Raw genomic sequence first — 19,388 nt, forward strand, 5'->3', positions numbered from 1 at the left:
CCGCAGGGGCGCCGGCACGGGCACGGGCAAGGCAGGCATGCACACGAAGAATCAACGCCACGCAGGCGACCCGATCAAGACAGGCGACCCAGACAAGCTCCATGAAAACCACCACCGAACAACTGCTGCGCGATTATTTCCACGCCAAGGACGAAAACCGTCCCTGGTACATGGCCCGCGCCTTCGCGCCCGATGCGCGCCTGAACATGGTGCTCAAGACGCAGGCGATCGCCTTCCCTTCCGAAGTCGCCGGCGAACCCGCCATCGCCGATACGCTGTCGCGCGCCTTCGGCCAGACCTACGACAACGTCTACACCTTCTACCTGGACCGCCCCGCGCCGGATGCGGTGCTGGATGAATTCAGCTGCGACTGGATGGTGGCGATGACGGAGAAGGCCAGCGGCAAGGTGCGCGTGGGCTGCGGTCGCTACGACTGGCGCTTCCAGGCCGAACCGCATCGGGTCAAGCACCTGACCATCACCATCGAATCGATGGCGACGCTGCCCGCCGACACCATGCCGGCGGTGTTCGGCTGGATCACCGCGCTACCCTACCCCTGGCTGGAGCGCGGCGCGCTGGACAGCATGCCGGCGGTGCCGGGCATGGAAAACCTGCGCTGGTTGGCGCGCTGACCGGACGGCCTCACGCGTCCCGCCGCACCAGGTGGTGGCGGATCGTCAACGGCCCGATCACTTCCTGGCGCCATGCGCCCTGCGCGGCCGGAACCAGCCGCACGTCGCTGGCCAGCGACGCGAAGCTGCGCACAGGATCCAGCCTGATCGCGGAACCATCAAAGGCCGTTGCGGTATCGAGCCGGTACCAATAGGGATTGATGCGTAAGGTATAGCTGCCATCCGCCATGCGCTTGATATCGGTACGCATGTAGGCCATGCCCCCGGGCAGGACCGCGACTCCATCGTCCATCCTGACCGGCCCCGTGTCGCCCAGCGCGTGGAGCCCGCAGAGGAAGCCGGCCGCGGCGGTTTGCGTGAGATAGGTCGTCAGCGCCGCCGTGTCCGGGCCGGCCAGCCTGCGCAGCGCCAGCAGGCCGCGCTCGACGCCCGGGACGTGCGAGTCTTCCCCGGCGTGGGCACTTGAAGTGGTGTACGGAATGTAGTTGCCCTGGCGATCGACGCCCGTGACGGAGAACTGCGCGGAGACGCGCATGATCCCGTCCACCCGCAATTGCTCGTCGATCTCCACCACGGTGGGGCCGGCAGGACCGGCGATCTCGTACTGCGTGAGCGTCCGGGGCGCCAGGTCGCCGTTCAGCAGCTCGGCGGCGAAGCGTTCGTGCTGCGCGCGGCTCATCAGCAAGGCGCAGCGCCCGCGCGCCGGGTCGTACTTCACTCCGAAGTGATCGGCGACCGCCCTGCGCAAGTCGGGCGTCCAGCCGTCGATGAACGCTTCGGACCCCGCCGAACGCGATCCGGAATGGTCGTCGGCATCGTCGTCCGGAATGCACACGGCCTGCAGGGCTTCCATCAGCTGGGAAGCGAGCCGCAGGCGGCTGACCGCATGCGACTCGAGCCGATCGCGCCAATCGCGCCAATCGCCGTCGGATGGCGGATCGGCGTCCAGATCCTGCACCAGGGCGGAGGCCGCGTCGTTCAAGCCGTCATGCAGGATATAGCCCGAGCGCAGCAGGGCGGCTTCGGCGTTCCGGCGGCTGCCCGCGTGATGCGCGATGAAGCGGCGCCAGGCGAGGCTGGCAATCCGCGTGCATACGCGCATGACGTCGTCGGCCGCCATGTCGGTGAAGCTGGCGCATTCCGCGCAGGCCGATGCGGCGGATTCGGCGCCTTCGCGCAAGGCACGCATGGCGTGTTCCGGATCGGAGGCGCCACGTGCCAGGGCCTGCGCGACATCAGCCAGGTGATCGACGGCGGTTTCCATATGCGGGGCGGCGCGTTCTTGGGCGATCGCCGCCAGGGCAGCCTTGTCCAGTGACAGGCCGTAGGGCCGCAGCAGGGGTTGAGCGATGCGCAGGCACTCGACTTCGCGGTTGCACAGGGTATTGATGGCGCCGTAATCCAGCACGAGCGTGGCTAAGGCGCGGCCGGCTGAGGCGCGGCCGGCTGAGACGTGGCCGGTTGGGGCACGGCCGGCCGATACGCGGCGATCGGCATCCGGGTCGCGGGATCCACCAGGACGGGGAGACAGGCCATCAACCGCCCATTGCACGGCCGCCCGCAGGTGCTGTTGGACGTTCGGTGGCAGGGTCAGGCCCGCGGGCAGGCAATCGCTTTCCCAGGCGTCGAGCGCCAGGGCCAGCGTTTTCAGGCCTTGCGCAATGGGCCATCGCCGCGCGCCTGCACCCGTCGTTTCAAGATCGCGCAGGCCGGCGGCCAGCCTGTCGAGATGGCGTTGCGCGTGATGATCGCGCACGCTGCGCAGCAGCGCCGCGGCGCCCGCGTAATCGGGTGCGGCGCTTTCCATGGCGCGCACCAGCTGCGTCAACGTCCGTATATCCAGCCCATGGGTGTAGGCCAGGACGTCCTTCAAGCGCTTGCCCAGCAAGGCCGCGGCGATCAGCCGGGGCGCGAGGACGGGAACGCCGCCGGACGCCAGGACATCGGCATAGCCCACGATGGCCAGGCTTTTCATCAGCGACCTGGCGGCCAGCTCGTACACGGCCTGCGGCGGACGGCCCTGCTCGAGCTGGAAGTCGATCAGCCGTGACGTCGCATGGACGAAGTAATCCAGGCGATCGCAAACCGTGCGGTTCACAGCCGACCGGAGTTCGCCGATGAGACCGAGCCGCTGTTGCCATATGTCCGGCGATCCGCGCAGGTGTCGCAGCGCCCGCCCGAGCGCACACCGTGCAAGCGCGTCGGCGCCGGTGGCGGCGCGGTCCCGGCCCGGGGGCGCCGCGAGTTGCGCGGCCAAGGTCTTCAATTCGACGTGCGACAGCTGGCCTAGCGCGATGGCCAGCAGGCCATCATCCCCGCCCGTCCCCCCGGCCCGGCGCAACGCGGTGGCAAGACGGGCGCACGCCAGGTCCAGCGCATGGCCATCGGCCCGTGGGGATACCGGCAAGGCCCGGACGACCTGCTTCAGTGCCGGCAGCAGCGCGCGGCGCGCCAGTTCGCCCTCCAGCATCGCGGAGAATCCCGTCCAGGCCTCGCGGACGGGGTCCGCCCTGGGCGCGTGCGCGACCCACGGCACCGGGCCCGGCGTGGCGCTGCCCAGCGACTGCCGCAGGGTCGCGAGCTGGCTGGTGTCGGCGCCGTGGAGATAGGTCTCGGCGATGCGACGAAATACCTGGGCATGCGCCTGGCCCGCGCACCTGCGCGTGACCCGGTGGAACAGGCGCTGCATATCGTCCTGGCAAACCGGGTTGCCAGCGTAAGCCCGTGACCACTTCGCCATGGCCCGTACCCGATCGGCGCTGCCGGCCCTGGCGTACACCAAAGATAGCTTGCCGCGCAGGCCGTGCATCTGGCGCATGTCGCCGATCAGCGTTTTCAGCCGTTGTCGGCTGCCGGGCCGCGCGCGGAAAGCGGCTGCGGCGGACGCTGACGGCGGGTTGTCCGTCGAGCCATCCATGGGATAGGCCAGGCTGCCACCCCCCAGACCATCCACCGCCATCATGCTCTCCTGTTCCCTGCGTGCGCACGCCCGCGCAAGCAGCCGGGCATCGTATGGGGTGCGGACACTGGTACCGATGGAAGGGCGCGTATTTGGGGCGGAGTCCTAGGACACACGCAGGGACATCCGACCGGCGCATGCGGTGCGGCATCTGGGCTACCATGGCAGCGCTGGCTACCGGGCGCGCCCGGAGGCCGGACCCAGCCATCGATGACGAACCACGCAATGACTATCGACGACGCGCATCGGATTGCCGACCTGGATGCCCTGACCGCGCTGTACGGGCAGCCCAAGGACACTTCGCTGCTGAAAGAAAGCGCCACGCTGCATCCGAACTACTGCGCGTTCATACGCGCCGCGCCCTTTGTCGCGCTGGCGACCAGCGGGCCCGGCGGCCTGGACGTCTCGCCACGCGGCGATGCGCCGGGCTTCGTGGAAATCCACGACGAACGGACGTTGCTGCTGCCAGACCGCCGCGGCAACAATCGCGTCGACAGCCTGCGCAATGTGATCGCCGATCCGCGCGTGGCGCTGCTGTTCCTGATCCCGGGTATCGGCGAAGCGCTGCGCGTCAACGGACGCGCGCAGATCACGGTGGACCCCGCGCTGCTGGACGAGCTGTCCATGGACGGCAAGCCGCCGCGTTCGGTGCTGGTCGTCAACGTGGAGACGGTGTTCTTCCAGTGCTCGCGGGCCGTGGTGCGGTCGCGGCTATGGGACCCGGCCACGCAGCTTTCCAGGGACGCGCTGCCCAGCGCCGGGCGCATCCTGCGCGATCTGATCGGCAGCGGTTTCGATGGCGATCAGTACGACCGGGAATTGCCGGAGCGTGTGCAGAAGACGCTTTATTGAGCAATGCCGGCGGCGCAGGCCTACGCCTTCGCCTGCCAGCCGCGCGCGAAGATTTCGACCGGCTGGCGCTTGCCGCCGGCTTTCTGCAGTTCCAGCAGGCGCAGGATGCCATCCGCGGTGGCGATATCGATGCCGGTGGGCAATACGCGCAATACCGTGCCGGGCACGGTGGCCGATTCGCCGGGCAAGGCCTGGGCGCGCCATACCTTGACCGGCTCGTCCAGCCCCGGCAGACGCACGGTGGCGCCCGGCACCGGATCGAAGGCCCGCACCCGCCTGGCCAGGGTTTCCGCGGACAGCGAAAAATCCAGCGCCGCTTCGGCCTTGTCCAGTTTGGCCGCGTAGGTCACGCCCTGCTCCGGCTGCGGCGTCGGCGTCAGGGCGCCAGCGGCCAGGGCATCAAGGGCTTCCACGATCGCGGCGGCGCCCGCCGCCGCCAGGGCATCATGCAGCGACGCCGCGTTCTGTTCGGCACCGATGGGAACGCGGCGCACCAGCAGCATGTCGCCGGTATCCAGGCCGGCGTCCATCTGCATGATGGTGACGCCGGTTTCGCTGTCGCCCGCTTCGATGGCGCGCTGGATGGGCGCGGCGCCGCGCCAGCGCGGCAACAGGCTGGCGTGGATGTTCAGGCAGCCATGGGGTGGAAGATCCAGCACCCATTGCGGCAGGATCAGGCCGTAGGCCGCGACCACCATGACGTCGGGCGCGGCGGCCCGCAACTGGTCGCGGGCCTGGGCCGCTTCCTCGGGATAACGGCCGTCCAGGCGCAGGCTGCGCGGCTGATCGACGGGAATGCCGGCGGCCAGGGCCGCCTGCTTGACCGGACTGGGCGTCAGTTTCAGCCCGCGCCCGGCGGGACGGTCCGGCTGCGTGAGCACCAAGGGCACGGCATGGCCCGCCGCCAGGATCGCTTCCAGCGCCAGGCGGGCGAAGTCGGGCGTCCCCGCGAATACGACGCGCATCGCTACCCTACTTTTTCTGCTTTGCGCATCTTGGTCTTGATGCGGTTCTGCTTGAGCGGAGACAGATATTCGACGAACACCTTGCCGTCCAGGTGGTCGAGTTCGTGCTGCACGCAGACCGCCAGCAGGCCTTCGGCTTCCATCTCGTAGGGCTGGCCTTCCGCGTTCAGCGCCTTGAAGCGGATGCGCGCCGCGCGTTCCACTTCGTCGTAGATGCCGGGCACGGACAGGCAGCCTTCTTCGTAGGTCTGCTTTTCCTCGCTCTTCCAGGTGATTTCCGGGTTGATGAGCGTCAGCAGCTGGCTGCCGTCCTCGGATACGTCGATGACGACCACGCGCAGATGCACGTCCACCTGCGTGGCCGCCAGGCCGACGCCAGGGGCTTCATACATGGTGTCCGCCATATCACGGACCAGTTTCCGGATGCGGTCGTCCACCTCCGCCACGGGCTTGGCCTTGATGTGCAAGCGCGGACTCGGGTAGTGAAGGATGTTGAGCAAAGCCATGGAAAGCGCCGTATCCCGCGGCCGCGCATGCTGCGGGCGGGAAACAGGAAAGGATGATTGGAATATCGTAATGATAATTCATTAAGGGCTTGATTTCTAATAGTTTCCGGCTAACGGACGTATAGCGGGACGGATAGGACATTCCGGTCCCTGGGCGCGCCTCCAGCGGCCGGGATCGTGCGACACTGCGGCCCATGCTTTCGGACACCACACGCGACGAACTCGCCGCCTGGCTGCGGCTATCCCTGGAACCCGACCTCGGTGTGATGGGCGCCATCGGCCTGCTCAGCGCCATCGGCATGCCGGAGCAGATCTACGCCACTGGGGCCGCCGCGCTGGCCCGCCACCTGCCCCAGGAGCTCGCCCACCAGCTGGCGGCGCCGCCCCCGTCCGCCATGGCCAGGCTGATCGACGACACGCTCCGGTGGGCCGAAGGCGCGGACTGCCATCTCGTCACGTTGGCCGATCCGCGCTATCCGCGCGCGCTCCTGACCACGCCGGATCCGCCGCTGCTGCTTTACGTGCGCGGCGACCCCGCCCGCATGGCCGGGCAGGCCCTGGCCGTGGTCGGCTCGCGCAGCGCGACGGCGGGTGGCGCGGAAAACGCGCGCGCCTTCGCGCGCCACCTGGCGCAGCACGGGTGGTGCATCGTCAGCGGCCTGGCCCTGGGCATAGACACGGCCGCCCACGAGGGCGCCCTGGACGCCGGGCCCGCCGGCGCCGGCACGGTGGCCGTCATGGGCACGGGCATCGACCAGGTCTATCCACCGCGCAATGCCGGTCTGGCGGAGCGGATCGCGACGCAGGGGGCGCTGGTGTCGGAGTTGCCCCTGGGCAGCCCGGCGATCGCCAGCCATTTCCCGCGGCGTAACCGGCTGGTGGCCGGACTCGCGCAGGGTGTGCTGGTGGTGGAGGCGGCGCGTCAGAGCGGTTCCCTGATCACGGCGCGCCTGGCGGCCGAGAATGGCCGCGAGGTTTTCGCCATTCCCGGGTCCATCCATTCGCCGCTGTCGCGCGGCTGCCATGCGCTGATACGTCAAGGCGCCAAGCTGGTGGAAACGGCGCGCGACATCACCGACGAATTGGGCGGAGCGGCTGGTCGGGGTGCGGCAGGCTCAGGTGCCGCCGCCCGAGGCCGCGCCACGGATCGCCGCGTCCAGGACGAAGACATCCCCGCCCCGGCCGGCGGGGAAGCCGGTAGCGGCGCGGCGGCCGTCATCGACGCCCTGGGCCACGATCCCGTCCATCTGGACACCCTGCTGGAGCGCACCGGCCTGGATCTCGCCACGCTGTCCGCGTATCTGCTGGAGCTCGAACTGGCTGGTACGATTGCCCGCCTGGATGGCGGCCGTTTCCAGCGTTTGGCCGGCGCGCGGCGCGCCGCCAAGGGCTAATATCGCGCTATATCGCCGCACTCAGCCAGGAATACGCCATGCCTGCTCCCTCCCGCGTCAAAATCGTCGAAGTCTCCCCACGCGACGGCCTGCAGAACGAAAAGGATTTCGTTCCGACCGACGTCAAGATCGAACTCGTGAACCGGCTCGCCGCGGCGGGCTTTCCCAACATCGAAGCCACGTCCTTCGTGTCGCCAAAGTGGGTCCCCCAGATGGCCGACGCCGCGCAGGTGATGGCGGGCATAGACCGCAAGCCGGGCATCATCTACTCCGTATTGACGCCCAACATGAAGGGCTTCGAAGCCGCCCGCGACGCCGGCGCCGATGAAGTCGTGATCTTCGGCGCGGCCAGCGAAGCCTTTTCGCAGAAGAACATCAACTGCTCGATCGCCGAGTCCATCGCGCGCTTCGAACCGGTCGCGGCTGCCGCCAAGGCGGCAGGGCTGCGGCTGCGCGGGTCCATCAGCTGCGCGCTGGGATGCCCCTACCAGGGCGAAGTGCCGGTGGCCGCGGTGGTCGACGTGGCGCAACGCTACCTGGCCCTGGGCTGCGATGAAATCGACGTCGCCGACACCATAGGGGTGGGTACGCCCCGGCGCGTGCGCCAGGTGATGGATGCGGTCACCGCCGTGGTCGATCCGGCGCGTATCTCGGGCCACTTCCACGATACCTACGGCCAGGCCGTGGGCAACATCGCGGCCGCGCTGGATAGCGGCATCGCCATCTTCCATGCCTCGGTGGCGGGGCTGGGCGGTTGTCCCTACGCCAAGGGCGCTACGGGCAATGTGGCCACCGAAGACGTGCTGTACCTGCTGCGCGGCATGGACATCGATACCGGCATCGATTTCGATGCGGTCGTCGACATCGGGCAATGGATGTCCGCGAACCTGCATCGCAAGTCTTCCAGCCGCGCGGGCAACGCCGTCGCGGCCAAGCGGGCGGCCTAGCAGCCCGCCGCCTACCGATCAGCCGCTGGAGACGCCCACGCGCAAACTATGAACCGCCCCGCCGAGCCGCCTTCGTACATTCCGCTTGCCGCATTGCTGCAGGAGATCGGCCCCTTGCCGCTCAACGGCCAGGCCTGGCCGGACTGGGTGAAGATACTCGCCTGGATACTGCTGGCGGCGTTGGGGTGGGAGATCGTCACCACCATCATCCGGCTGTACAGCGGTACCTTGAATCCGCTGCTGCTCGGCGCGGTGCTGGTGTGCTTCCTGGCCTTGGGCGTGGTGGCTTGGTCCATGCAGACCTCCATCACCACGATAGACAGCCAGGGCTTGCGGCAGACCTGGCTGACGAAGCGCGAGATCGCCTGGGACGAAATCGGCAGCGCGCGCTTCGTGCCTATGATCTTTTCCAAGCGGCTGATGATCGTCAGCCGCGCGGGCAAGACGATGACCTTTCAAGGCGGCACGCGCGAACTAGAAAAGGCCTTCATGCAGATCGCCGCGACCTACCAGGGCAGGACGCCGCCCGCGCGTTGATATCAGCGGATGGGCAGCGCGTACATCAGCCCGCCCTGGTTCCACTGGGCGTTCAGGCCACGCTGCAGCTTCAGGGGGCTGCCCTGGCCGACATTGCGCTCGAAGCTTTCGCCGTAGTTGCCGACCTGCTTGACGATGTTGTAGGCCCAGTCTTCACCCAGCCCCATGTTCTTGCCGGCGCCCGCCGTCACGCCCAGGATGCGCTTGATATTGGGGTTTTCGGTGCTGCCCTTCAACTGGTCGACATTGGCCGAGGTGATGCCGTATTCCTCGGCTTCGATCATCGCCGACAAGGACCAGGACACGATGTTCAGCCAGTTGTCGTCACCCTTGCGCACGAAGGGGCCGAGCGGCTCCTTGGAGATGATCTCGGGCAGGACGACGTAGTCGTCCGGATTGTGCAGCTTGGAAATGCGTATCGACGCGAGGCCCGAGGCGTCCGTACTGAACACGTCGCAGCGGCCGGCGGCGAAGGCATTGACCACTTCGTTGAACTGCTCGATAACGACCGGCTTGTATTCGATGCGGTTGGCGCGCGCCCAGTCCGCCAGCGTGTTTTCGTTGGACGTGCCGGCCTGCAGGCACACCGTCGCGCCGTTCAGTTCCTTGGCGCTCTTCACGCCCAGCGACTTGAGGACCATGAAACCCTGGCCGTCATAGAAGTTGACGCCGGCATGGATGATGCCCAGGGCCGTATCGCGCTGCTGCGTGACCGTGGTGTTGCGCGCCAGCAGATCGATTTCGCCGGATTGCAGCGCGGTGAAGCGCTGTTGCGCGTCCAGGGGAACGATCTTGGTCTTGTTGGCGTCGCCCAGGACGGCCGCGGCCACGGCGCGGCACAGGTCGACATCCAGGCCATGCCATACGCCCTTGGCGTCCGGCGCCGAAAAGCCGGCGAAGCCGGTGGTGGTACCGCACAGCACCATGCCGCGCTGGCGCACCGTGTCCAGCGTCGCGCCGTGGGCGGCATGGGTCATCAGCGCCAACAGGACGGCGCCGACGATGGCCGGCAGTTTGAACAAACGGGAGGGGAATCCGATACGCATGAGTTTCCTTCTTGGTTCCAGCTGGATGCGGTGCGCGGCGCCCGCGAATGGGCGGTCCGGGCAGGGCCGCCCGGGCAGGGCCGCCAGCCGCCAAGCTTAACGCGCCGGCATCGATCGGTGAACCTGAAGCTTATAAGCTCAACCGTGGTTGCGGGTATCGTCGATGACCTTGCCGTCGTTGGGCAGGCTGTCCGGCGCGCACAGGATCACGTCGGCGCGCAGCTTGGCGACGTCGCGCACCGACCGCGCGATGGCCTCGGCCAGGCCGGGGGGCGCGCCGTCGGCCTCCACCCGCAGGGTCATCGTATCGGCGCCGATCTCGCCGCCGATCACCAGCCGGGCGCGCAATGCCTCGGGATGGCGGCGCAGGATGTCGGCCACCTGCGACGGGTGCACGAACAGCCCGCGCACCTTGGTGGCCTGGTCGGCCCGCCCCAGCCAGCCACGTATGCGCGTATTTGTGCGGCCGCATGGCGACGGACCGGGCAGCATGGCGGACAGGTCGCCGGTGCCGAAGCGTACCAACGGGTAGTCCGGATTCAGCGTGGTCACCACCACTTCGCCGACTTCGCCCTCCGGGACGGGATCGCCGGTGCCTGGACGCACGATCTCGACGATGATTTCCTCGCCCAGCACCAGGCCTTCGCGCGCCGGGGTTTCATAGGCGATCAGGCCCAGGTCGGCGCTACCGTAGGCCTGGTAGGCATCGATGCCGCGCGCCGACAGGCTGTCGCGCAGCGCGGCGGGAAAGGCCTCGCCAGAGACCAGCGCGTGGCGCAGCGTCGGCAGGGCAACGCCGAGCTCGTCGGCCTTGTCCAGGATGATCTTCAGGAAACTGGGCGTGCCGGTGTAGGCGGCCGGTGCCAGGTCGCGGATGGCGCGCACCTGCTGCTCGCTCTGGCCCGTGCCGCCGGGGAATACCGTGCAGCCGATGGCGTGCGCGGCGGTCTCCATCATCGAACCGGCGGGCGTGAAGTGATACGAAAAGCAGTTGTAGACCAACTGGCCCGGGCGGATGCCGGCGGCGTACAGGGCGCGCCCGAAGCGCCAGTAGTCGCGGCGCACGCTCTCCGGTTCGTAGATGGGCCCGGGCGAGGCGAAGACGCGCAGCGCCTGTCCCCAGCCGATCGCGGAGTATCCGCCCATGGCCCTGGCGGCGCCGTCCGCCCCCGGGTCGCCATCGTCCGCGGCGCCATCGCGGCTGGCCTGCTGCCGCGCCAGCAGTTCGGACTTGCGCAGCACCGGCACGCGGGCCAGGGCCTGGCGCGACACGACGGCATGCGGGTCGACGCCGGCAAGCTGCGCGGCGATGGCTGGCGCGCGCGCCATCGCCTGGGCGATGGCATGCGGCAGCGCCGCCATCAGTTCATCTTCGCGCGCCTCCGGCGGCCGCGTTTCCAGCGTATCGAAGTAAGCGGCGTGGCGCATGGGATCGGGCTCCGGCGATGCGTGGCTTGGGGGTCTGCGGGCCGGCCTCAGGCCAGCCACCGCTTGCGGCGGCGATAGAACTTGGTATCGCGGAAACTGCGACGCGCGCCGCTGGAAATGCCCAGGTAGAACTCCTTGACGTCCTCGTTGCTGCCCAGCGCGGCGGCGTCGCCGTCCATCATCACGCGGCCGTTCTCCAGGATGTAGCCGTAGTCGGCATAGCGCAGCGCGATATTGGTGTTCTGTTCCGCCAGCAGGAAACTGACGCCTTCGCGCTGGTTCAGGTCGCGCACGATCTGGAAGATTTCCTCGACGATCTGCGGCGCCAGGCCCATGGACGGTTCGTCCAGCAGGATCATGGCGGGACTGGCCATCAGGGCACGCCCGATGGCCGTCATCTGCTGTTCGCCGCCCGACGTATAACCCGCCTGGCTGCCGCGCCGCTGCTTGAGCCGCGGAAAGTACTGGTACACCCTTTCCAGTGCGGCTTCGGTATCGGCGCGGCCCAGCCGGCGCGTGTAGGCGCCGGTACGCAGGTTGTCTTCCACGGTCAGGTGGGCGAAGCAATGGCGCCCTTCCATCACCTGCACCACGCCGCGGCGCACCAGGTCGGCCGGCGACAGGCGGTCGACCCGTTCGCCGCGGTAGCGGATGCTGCCCTTGGTGACCTCGCCGCGCTCGCCGCGCAGCAGGTTGGACACCGCGCGCAAGGTGGTCGTCTTGCCCGCGCCGTTGGCCCCCAGCAGCGCCACGATGCGCCCTTCCGGCACGCGCAGCGACACGCCCTTCAACACCAGGATCACGTGGTTGTAGATGACCTCGATGCCGTTGACGTCCAACAGCGGCGCGGGATCCGCGGCGGCGCTCACCCCTGGGCCTCGCAATTGACCGGGGTGATGTTCTTCTCCTTGGCGTACTTGGCCGCGGTTTCCTTGACCAGGGGATCGACCATGCTCTTGTCGGCCTGGTACCAGTCGGAGACCACCTTGAACTTGTTCCCGTCCCATTGCACGATGCGCGCCCAGTCCGCGCCCAGGTGGTTGGCGCAGGATGTCTTGAACGGCCGCACGATCTCGCCGAAGCCCAGCTGGTTCAGCCTTTCCTGCGTCAGGTTCAGGTTCTCGAAGCCCCAGCGCACCTGTTCCGGCGTCATGGACTTGCCCTTGCCGTATTTTTCCTGCGCGGTGCGGATGGCTTCCACCTGCAGCATGGAGATGATCATGCCGCGCATATGGGCGATGGTGCCCACGGAATTGCCGGTCTTGTCGCTGCCGTCACCCTTGTCGTAGACGAACTTCTTCAGGTCCTCCGAGACCTTGCCGGGCTCGCCGCTGTTGTGGATGGTGATGGCGTTGTAGCCCTTGGCCACGGCGCCCAGGTCCTTGACGTCGCCTTCGGAGCCGGCCCACCAGATGGCGTACATTTTTTCGCGCGGATAGCCGCTGGCCTGGGCTTCGCGGATGGCCGTCGGCGTCATGATGCCGGCGCTCCACAACAGCACATAGTTCGGTCGCGACTGGCGGATCTGCAGCCAGGTGGATTTCTGCTCCACGCCGGGCGCCGTGACCGGATAGAGCAAGAGCTCGAAGCCATCCTTGGCGGCACGCCGCTGCAACAGCGGAATGGGTTCCTTGCCGTAGGGCGAGTCGTGATAGACCAGGGCGATCTTCTTGCCCTTCAGGCTGCCGCCCTCTTTCCTGGTGATGTCCTGGATCATGGTATCGGCCGCCGTCCAGTAGGTGCCCAGCAGGGGGAAATTCCACTGGAAGACCGAACCGTCGACGGCCTGCGACAGGCCATAGCCCACTGTTTCCACCGGCACCTTGTCCAGCGGCGCCTTGTCGCTGACCGCGAAGGTGATGCCGGTCGACTGCGTGTCGAAGCCGGAGGCGCCGGTCGGCGCATGCGCCTTCAGGCGCTCGTAGCACTCCACGCCGCGGTCGGTGGCGTAGGCGGTCTCGCATTCTTCGTAGGTGATCTTCACGCCGTTGATGCCGCCGTCGCGCGCATTGACCAGCTTCAGGTAGTCCAGCTTGCCGTCGGCCCACGGAATGCCCAGCGGCGCGAAGGAGCCGGTGCGATAGACCAGCAACGGGACGAACTGCTCGTCCGCCCAGGCGGGCAGGCTGGCGGAGCCGAGCACGGCGGCGAGCCCGGCGGCGGCGGCCGCGTATCGAATATTCAAGCGTTTCATCTCCATGTCCTCCTGGGTGGTGTACGTGACACCTGTTTATGCCCGGGTCCGGCGATCGGCGCCGGCCCGGAACGTTATGGATATGCCTGTCAATGCGGGAACGGCCAGATGCGCAGCTTCTCCTTGCCTATGCTCCACAAGCGCGCCAGCCCATGCGGCTCGGCGATCAGGAAAAACACGATCAGCGCGCCGAACACCATGTGCTCGATATGCGATGCGATGTCGACGGCCAGCGGCAGCCCGAGCACGCGCGGGATATTCGTCAGCAGCACCGGCAGCAGCACGATGAAGGCGGCGCCGAAGAAGCTGCCCAGTATCGACCCCAGGCCGCCGATGATCACCATGAACAGCAGCTGGAACGAGCGTCCCAGGTCGAAAGCCAGCGGCTCCCAGGCGCCCAGGTGGATGAAGCCCCACAGCACGCCCGCCACGCCGACGATGAAGGAGCTGACGGCGAAGGCGGTCAGCTTGGCGTACATGGGCCGGATGCCGATGACGGCGGCGGCCACGTCCATGTCGCGGATCGCCATCCATTGCCGGCCCATGGCGCCACGCACCAGGTTCTTGGCCAGCAGCGTGAAGACGGCCACGACGGCCAGCACGAACAGGTATTTCTGCGCCGAGCTCTGCAGCGGGACGCCGAAGACTTCCAGCGGCGGCACCGATACGCTGCCCGATGGCGAGTAGTTGGTGAAATACGGAATGCGCAGGAAGGCCCAGTCGACGAAGAATTGCGCGGCCAGCGTGGCCACCGCCAGATACAGGCCGCGGATGCGCAGGCTGGGTATGCCGAAGACCACCCCGACGGCGGTGGCGCACAGGCCGCCCAGCACCATCTGCAGCAGCAAGGGCATGGCGGGGATGCGCACGCCGAAATTCCAGGCCGCATATGCGCCCACGGCCATGAACGCGCCGGTCCCCAGGGATATCTGGCCGCAATAGCCCACCAGCACGTTCAGCCCGACGGCGGCCAGCGACAGGATCAGGAAGGGAATCAGGATGGCCCGCAGGAAATAGTCGCTGGCCAGCAGCGGCACGCCGATGAAGGCAACCGCGAGCAGTACCGCCACGAAAACCTTGTCCTGCAGGATCGGAAAGATCTGCTGGTCAGCCAGGTAGCTGGTCTTGAATTGTCCGTTCTCGCGATAGAGCATGGCGCTTTCCTAGTCCCTTGGCGACCGTCGCCCTAGATCCGATCGATGATTTTTTCGCCGAACAGGCCCTGCGGCCGGAACAGCAGGAAAGCCAGCGCCAGCACGTAGGCGAACCAGATTTCGATGCCGCCGCCCACCATCGGACCCAGATAGACCTCCGACAGCTTTTCGCCGACGCCGATGATCAGCCCGCCCAGGATGGCGCCTGGAATCGAGGTCAGGCCGCCCAGGATCACCACCGGCAAGGCGCGCAGGGCGGCCGTGGACAAGGTGAACTGCACGCCGAACTTCGAGCCCCAGATCACGCCGGCCACCAGCGCGACCAGGCCGGCCACGCTCCACACCACCACCCAGATGCGGTTCAGCGGAATGCCGACGGATTGCGCGGCCTGGTGGTCGTCGGCCACGGCGCGCAGCGCCCGCCCGGTGCCGGTGTACTGGAAGAACAGCGCCAGCAGGGCCACCATCAGCGCGGCGATCACGGCCGCGGTCAGGTCCTCCAGGTTGAGCAGCAGCCCGCCTTCGAACATCTTGTCCAGGATCAGCGCGGGCTCCTTGGGCATGCCGACATTGATGGAGTAGACCGAACTGCCGAAGGCGATCTGGCCGGCGCCATCCAGGAAGTAGCTGATGCCCAGGGTCGCCATCAGCAGCGTGGTGGCCTCCTGGTTGACCAGATGCCGCAGCACCAGCGCTTCCACCACGCGCGCCAGCGCCATCATCAGCGCCGCGCTGACGATGAATGCCAGCGTGTTGGCCAGCAGGGGCGAATCGAAACCCAGCCAGCGCGGGATCCATTCGGAAAACCGCGCCATCGCCAGCGCGGCCACCAGCACCATCGCGCCCTGGGCGAAGTTGAACACCCCCGAGGCCTTGAAGATCAGCACGAAGCCCAGGCCGATCAGCGCATAGAGCATGCCGCTCATCAATCCGCCGAACAGGGTTTCCAGGAAAAATCCCATCGCGCGCTCCTTGTCGCGTCAGTGCGATACGCCCAGGTAGGCGCGCACGACTTCTTCGTTGGCGCGCACCTGGTCCGGATCGCCGTCGCCGATCTTGCGGCCGTAATCCAGCACGACGACACGGTCGGAGATGTCCATGACCACCCCCATATCGTGTTCGATCAACACGATGGTGGTGCCGAACTCATCGTTGACGTCGAGGATGAAGCGGCACATGTCCTGCTTTTCCTCGATGTTCATGCCGGCCATCGGCTCGTCCAGCAGCAGCATGCGCGGCTCCATGGCGAGGGCGCGGCCCAGGTCCACCCGCTTCTGCAGGCCGTAGGGCAGGCGGCCGACCGGCGTCTTGCGATAGGCCTGGATTTCCAGGAAATCGATGATGTTCTCGACAAACTCGCGGTGCCGCACTTCTTCGCGGGCGGCGGGACCGATACGCAGGGCCTGCGCCAGCAGGCCGCATTTCATACGCAGGTTCCGGCCGGTCATGATGTTGTCCAGCACGCTCATCCCCTTGAACAGGGCGAGGTTCTGGAAGGTGCGGGCGATGCCCATTTCCGCCGCCCGGCGCGGGGTCATGCGCGCATAGTGCTGGCCCTGGAATACGATGGCCCCCTGCTGCGGCGTGTAGACGCCGTTGATCACGTTCAGCATGGAGCTCTTGCCGGCGCCGTTGGGGCCGATGATGGCGCGGATCTCATGCTCCCGCACGTCGAAGGAAATATCCGTCAGCGCCTTCACCCCGCCAAAGCGCAGCGAGATGTTCTGCATGTCCAGGATCACGCCGCCGATGCGGCGCGCGCGGTCCTGATGGTCGCTGCGCGCGGCATGGGCCGACGGCGCCACGTCGGCGTCGGCGCCGGCGTCGTGGGCGGTATGTAGCGGTATGGCGGCGGTGTATCCCATATCAGTCATCCATGTCGCTGCGTCAAGCCGCCTTGCCGGCCACGGCCGGGTATGTGCGCGCGTCATGGATCGCGATATCGGCGGCGATGCGACCCGTTCGCCCGTCTTCGAACTTCACCTCGGTTTCGATGTAGCGCGACGCGCTGCCGTCGTACAGCGCCTCCACCAGCACCGCGTACTTCTGCGCGATGAAGGCGCGGCGCACCTTGCGCGTGCGCGTCAGTTCGTCGTCGTCGGGATCGAGCTCCTTGTGCAGGACCAGGAAGCGACGCACCTGCGACGCCGCCAGGCGCTCGTCGCGCGCCAGTTCGGCATTGGCCTGTTCGACGCAGCCGGCGATCAACGCATAGACCTCGTTCTTGCCCGCCAGATCGGTATACCCCGCGTAAGGCAGCCCGCCCCGCTCCGCCCAGTTGCCCACGGCTTCCAGGTCGATATTGATGAACGCGCACACCGCGTCGCGGCCTGCGCCGAAGGCCACCGCTTCCTTGATATAGGGAAAGAACTTGAGCTTGTTCTCGATGTACTTGGGCGCGAACAGGCTGCCGTCCGCCAGCTTGCCCACGTCCTTGGCGCGATCGATGATCTTCAGGTGGCCATCCGCATCCAGGAAACCGGCGTCGCCGGTGTGGAACCAGCCGTCTTCGTCGCGCGCCGCAAGGGTCGCCTCGGCGTTGCGGTAATACTCCTTGAAGAGGCCGGGACTCTGCACCAGGATCTCGCCGTTGTCCGCCACCTGGATGCGCACGCCGCGCACCGGCGGCCCGACTGTATCGGCGCGCACCTGCCCGTCAGGCTGCACGCAGACGAACACCGACGTTTCGGTCGACCCGTACAGCTGCTTCAGGTTGATGCCTATCGAGCGGTAGAAGGTAAACAGGTCCGGGCCGATGGCTTCGCCCGCCGTGTAGGCCACGCGCACGCGGCTCATGCCCAGCGCGTTGCGCAGCGGGCCGTACACCAGCAGGTCGCCCAGCGCATAGCGCAGCCGGTCCACCACGCCGACAGGCTCGCCGTCCAGCAGCCGCACACCCACGCGGCGGGCCAGCGCCATGCAGGACTTGAACAGGCGGCGCTTGATGAATCCGGCGTCCTCCATGCGGATCAGCACGTGCGTGAGCAGGTCTTCCAGTATGCGCGGCGGGGCGAAGTAGTACGTGGGCCCGATGTCCCGCATGTCGATCGCCACGGTGGCCGGCGATTCGGGATGATTCACGGTGAACCCGGTCACCAGCAGCTGCGTGTAGGAGAACATGTTCTGGCCTATCCATGCCGGCGGCAGATAGGCCAGTACGTCTTCGCGGTCGGTCAGGTGTTCCATGGCTTCGACCGCGCGTGCCCGGTCGATCAGCGCCGCATGCGTCAGCACCACGCCCTTGGGCTTGCCGGTGGTGCCGGACGTGTAGAACATCGCCGCGGTCTGCTCCGGCCGCACCGCGGCGGCGCTGCGCTCGAAGAAGGACGGGTCGGCCTGGACGCGCTCGGCGCCCAGGCGCAGCAGTTCATCGAAGGACATGAGCGCGGCATCGCCGTAATGGCGCAAGCCGCGCGGATCGTCATAGACGATATGCCGCAGCGCCGGGCAGATTTCCCGCGCCTCCAGCATCTTGTCGACCTGCTCCTGGTCCTCGGCGATCGCGACGCCGACCTCCGCATCGCGCAGCACATAGGCCATTTCCTGCGCGACGGCATCCTGGTACAGCGGCACGGGAATCGCGCCCAGCGCCTGCGCCGCCATCATGGCGATGTACAGCCGCGGCCGGTTTTCGCCGACGACGGCCACGTGCTGCCCGGCTTGCACCCCCAGCGCGGCCAGTCCATGGGCGACGCGATCGGCCAGGCCGGCCACCTGGGCCCAGGTCAGGGTCTGCCAGATTCCCAGGTCCTTTTCGCGGATGGCGGGACGCTGCCCGCGCAGTCGCGCATGCATAAGCAGCAAGGCGGGGAAGGTATCCGCCGCCGGCTCCGGCGGGGCTACGGGCTGGGATGGCGCCACGTTGTCTCCTGTATGGTTCCGCCATGCCGGCGTGCCGGGCGATCGTGCCGCCACGGCATTGCCGGTCATCGCGGACCGCGCATGTTGTGATGCAAAGCTGCGCTGCAATGTGTGGTTAAGGTATAAGCTTGCATCGGACCCAACTGTCGCATTCGCGACAATTTCGGGCGATTCAGGGACGATCTAGGGTATATCCCGATGCAAGTCATCGACTCCTTGCAATTGGCTGCTGCGTGGTTTCGTTTGCTGACACCGGACGAACAAGCCCGCGTGGAAAAAGACCTGACGGTGCAGCAAGTGCCGGCGGGCACCATCATCGAGCGCAAGGGCCAGATGGCACAGGCGTGGATAGGCGTGCTGGCGGGCCTGGTGAAGGTCTCGGTCGGCAATGCCGAGGGGCGCATGGCGTCGCTGACCGGCGTGCCCGCCGGCGGCTGGTTCGGTGAAGGCTCGCTGTTGAAGCGCGAAGCGCGCAAGTACGACGTGGTCGCGTTGCGCGACTCGGTGATCGCGCGCCTGCCGGCGGCCACGTTCGAATCGCTCCTGGACAGCAGCATTCCCTTCAACCGCTACCTGCTGCACCTGCTGAACGAACGCGTGGCGCAGTTCATCGGCAAGGCGGAGAACGACCGACTGCTGGATGCCGACGCGCGGGTGGCGCGCTGCCTGGCGGAGCTGTTCAATCCCATCCTGTACCCCGGCATGGGGTTGCGGCTCAGCATCACGCAGGAAGAAGTCGGCTACCTGGCCCGGGTATCGCGGCAGCGCGCCAATCGCGCGCTCTGCAACCTTCAGCAGGCGGGGCTGCTGAAGGTGGAGTATCGCGGCGTGCGGGTGCTGGACCTGAATGGCCTGAAGGACTACGAGGCCGCCAAGCGGCGCTAGCCGCACGGCGCGGGATACGCGGCGCCCG

General features: G+C 67.4%; 17 protein-coding genes. 6 read left to right on the top strand and 11 right to left on the bottom strand.

What is annotated here, in order from left to right; genetic code table 11:
* The first annotated feature begins 101 nt into the window (after window positions 1-101).
* Entirely contained in the window at window positions 102-632 is a 531-nt protein-coding gene (locus CAL12_RS26360) for a hypothetical protein (RefSeq protein ID WP_086067310.1), read from the top strand.
* A gap of 10 nt (window positions 633-642) precedes the next feature.
* Here CAL12_RS26360 and CAL12_RS26365 read toward each other — a convergent pair whose 3' ends face one another.
* A complete protein-coding gene (locus CAL12_RS26365) occupies window positions 643-3,594 on the bottom strand; it encodes a hypothetical protein (RefSeq protein WP_157793134.1) in 2,952 nt (983 codons plus the stop codon).
* A gap of 222 nt (window positions 3,595-3,816) precedes the next feature.
* On the opposite strand from CAL12_RS26365, the gene CAL12_RS26370 reads away from it, so the two are divergent.
* Window positions 3,817-4,443 carry a pyridoxamine 5'-phosphate oxidase family protein gene (locus CAL12_RS26370; RefSeq protein ID WP_086067312.1) on the top strand — a complete coding sequence of 209 codons (627 nt, stop codon included), beginning with the start codon at window positions 3,817-3,819 and terminating at the stop codon, window positions 4,441-4,443.
* Between the two features lie 20 nt (window positions 4,444-4,463).
* Here CAL12_RS26370 and fmt read toward each other — a convergent pair whose 3' ends face one another.
* Entirely contained in the window at window positions 4,464-5,408 is a 945-nt protein-coding gene (gene fmt, locus CAL12_RS26375; protein WP_086067313.1) for a methionyl-tRNA formyltransferase, read from the bottom strand.
* A 2-nt stretch (window positions 5,409-5,410) separates the two neighbouring features.
* Window positions 5,411-5,914: a peptide deformylase gene (gene def, locus CAL12_RS26380; RefSeq protein ID WP_086067314.1), complete on the bottom strand. Its 504-nt coding sequence runs from the start codon at window positions 5,912-5,914 to the stop codon at window positions 5,411-5,413.
* Between the two features lie 194 nt (window positions 5,915-6,108).
* On the opposite strand from def, the gene dprA reads away from it, so the two are divergent.
* From dprA to CAL12_RS26395, 3 genes are read left to right on the top strand one after another with little or no spacing between them, the layout of a single operon-like run.
* The gene (dprA, locus tag CAL12_RS26385; protein WP_086067315.1) at window positions 6,109-7,308 is read left to right on the top strand and encodes a DNA-processing protein DprA; all 1,200 of its coding nucleotides are present in this window, start codon (window positions 6,109-6,111) and stop codon (window positions 7,306-7,308) included.
* A gap of 38 nt (window positions 7,309-7,346) precedes the next feature.
* On the top strand, window positions 7,347-8,255 hold the full coding sequence (locus CAL12_RS26390) for a hydroxymethylglutaryl-CoA lyase (RefSeq protein WP_086067316.1): 909 nt from the start codon (window positions 7,347-7,349) through the stop codon (window positions 8,253-8,255).
* A gap of 48 nt (window positions 8,256-8,303) precedes the next feature.
* Window positions 8,304-8,792: a hypothetical protein gene (locus tag CAL12_RS26395; RefSeq protein ID WP_086067317.1), complete on the top strand. Its 489-nt coding sequence runs from the start codon at window positions 8,304-8,306 to the stop codon at window positions 8,790-8,792.
* Between the two features lie 2 nt (window positions 8,793-8,794).
* On the opposite strand, the gene CAL12_RS26400 is transcribed toward CAL12_RS26395, so the two are convergent.
* The 8 genes from CAL12_RS26400 to CAL12_RS26435 all read right to left on the bottom strand — a co-directional run bounded on the left by CAL12_RS26400 (window position 8,795) and on the right by CAL12_RS26435 (window position 18,409).
* Window positions 8,795-9,769, bottom strand: a complete 975-nt coding sequence (locus tag CAL12_RS26400) for an amino acid ABC transporter substrate-binding protein (RefSeq protein ID WP_198298528.1) — start codon at window positions 9,767-9,769, stop codon at window positions 8,795-8,797.
* 207 nt (window positions 9,770-9,976) lie between these two features.
* Window positions 9,977-11,266 (bottom strand): phenylacetate--CoA ligase family protein, encoded by a 1,290-nt coding sequence (locus CAL12_RS26405; protein ID WP_086067319.1) that lies wholly within the window; start codon window positions 11,264-11,266, stop codon window positions 9,977-9,979.
* Window positions 11,267-11,313: 47 nt separating this feature from the next.
* Complete coding sequence (locus CAL12_RS26410) at window positions 11,314-12,135, bottom strand: ABC transporter ATP-binding protein (protein WP_086067320.1); 822 nt, start codon at window positions 12,133-12,135, stop codon at window positions 11,314-11,316.
* Window positions 12,132-13,466, bottom strand: coding sequence for an ABC transporter substrate-binding protein (locus CAL12_RS26415; RefSeq protein ID WP_086067321.1), 1,335 nt, complete (start codon window positions 13,464-13,466; stop codon window positions 12,132-12,134). The genes CAL12_RS26410 and CAL12_RS26415 overlap by 4 nt, the downstream gene beginning before the upstream one ends.
* Window positions 13,467-13,549: 83 nt before the next feature.
* A complete protein-coding gene (locus tag CAL12_RS26420; RefSeq protein ID WP_086067322.1) occupies window positions 13,550-14,614 on the bottom strand; it encodes a branched-chain amino acid ABC transporter permease in 1,065 nt (354 codons plus the stop codon).
* Between the two features lie 32 nt (window positions 14,615-14,646).
* Window positions 14,647-15,576 (bottom strand): branched-chain amino acid ABC transporter permease, encoded by a 930-nt coding sequence (locus CAL12_RS26425; protein ID WP_086067323.1) that lies wholly within the window; start codon window positions 15,574-15,576, stop codon window positions 14,647-14,649.
* An 18-nt stretch (window positions 15,577-15,594) separates the two neighbouring features.
* On the bottom strand, window positions 15,595-16,344 hold the full coding sequence (locus CAL12_RS26430) for an ABC transporter ATP-binding protein (protein WP_232464998.1): 750 nt from the start codon (window positions 16,342-16,344) through the stop codon (window positions 15,595-15,597).
* A 157-nt stretch (window positions 16,345-16,501) separates the two neighbouring features.
* A complete protein-coding gene (locus CAL12_RS26435; protein ID WP_232464999.1) occupies window positions 16,502-18,409 on the bottom strand; it encodes an AMP-dependent synthetase/ligase in 1,908 nt (635 codons plus the stop codon).
* A gap of 264 nt (window positions 18,410-18,673) precedes the next feature.
* Between CAL12_RS26435 and CAL12_RS26440 the strand changes: the two genes are divergently transcribed.
* Window positions 18,674-19,360: a Crp/Fnr family transcriptional regulator gene (locus CAL12_RS26440; protein WP_086067326.1), complete on the top strand. Its 687-nt coding sequence runs from the start codon at window positions 18,674-18,676 to the stop codon at window positions 19,358-19,360.
* Window positions 19,361-19,388: the final 28 nt, after the last annotated feature.

The organism is Bordetella genomosp. 8 (assembly GCF_002119685.1).
Taxonomy (GTDB): domain Bacteria; phylum Pseudomonadota; class Gammaproteobacteria; order Burkholderiales; family Burkholderiaceae_B; genus Bordetella_C.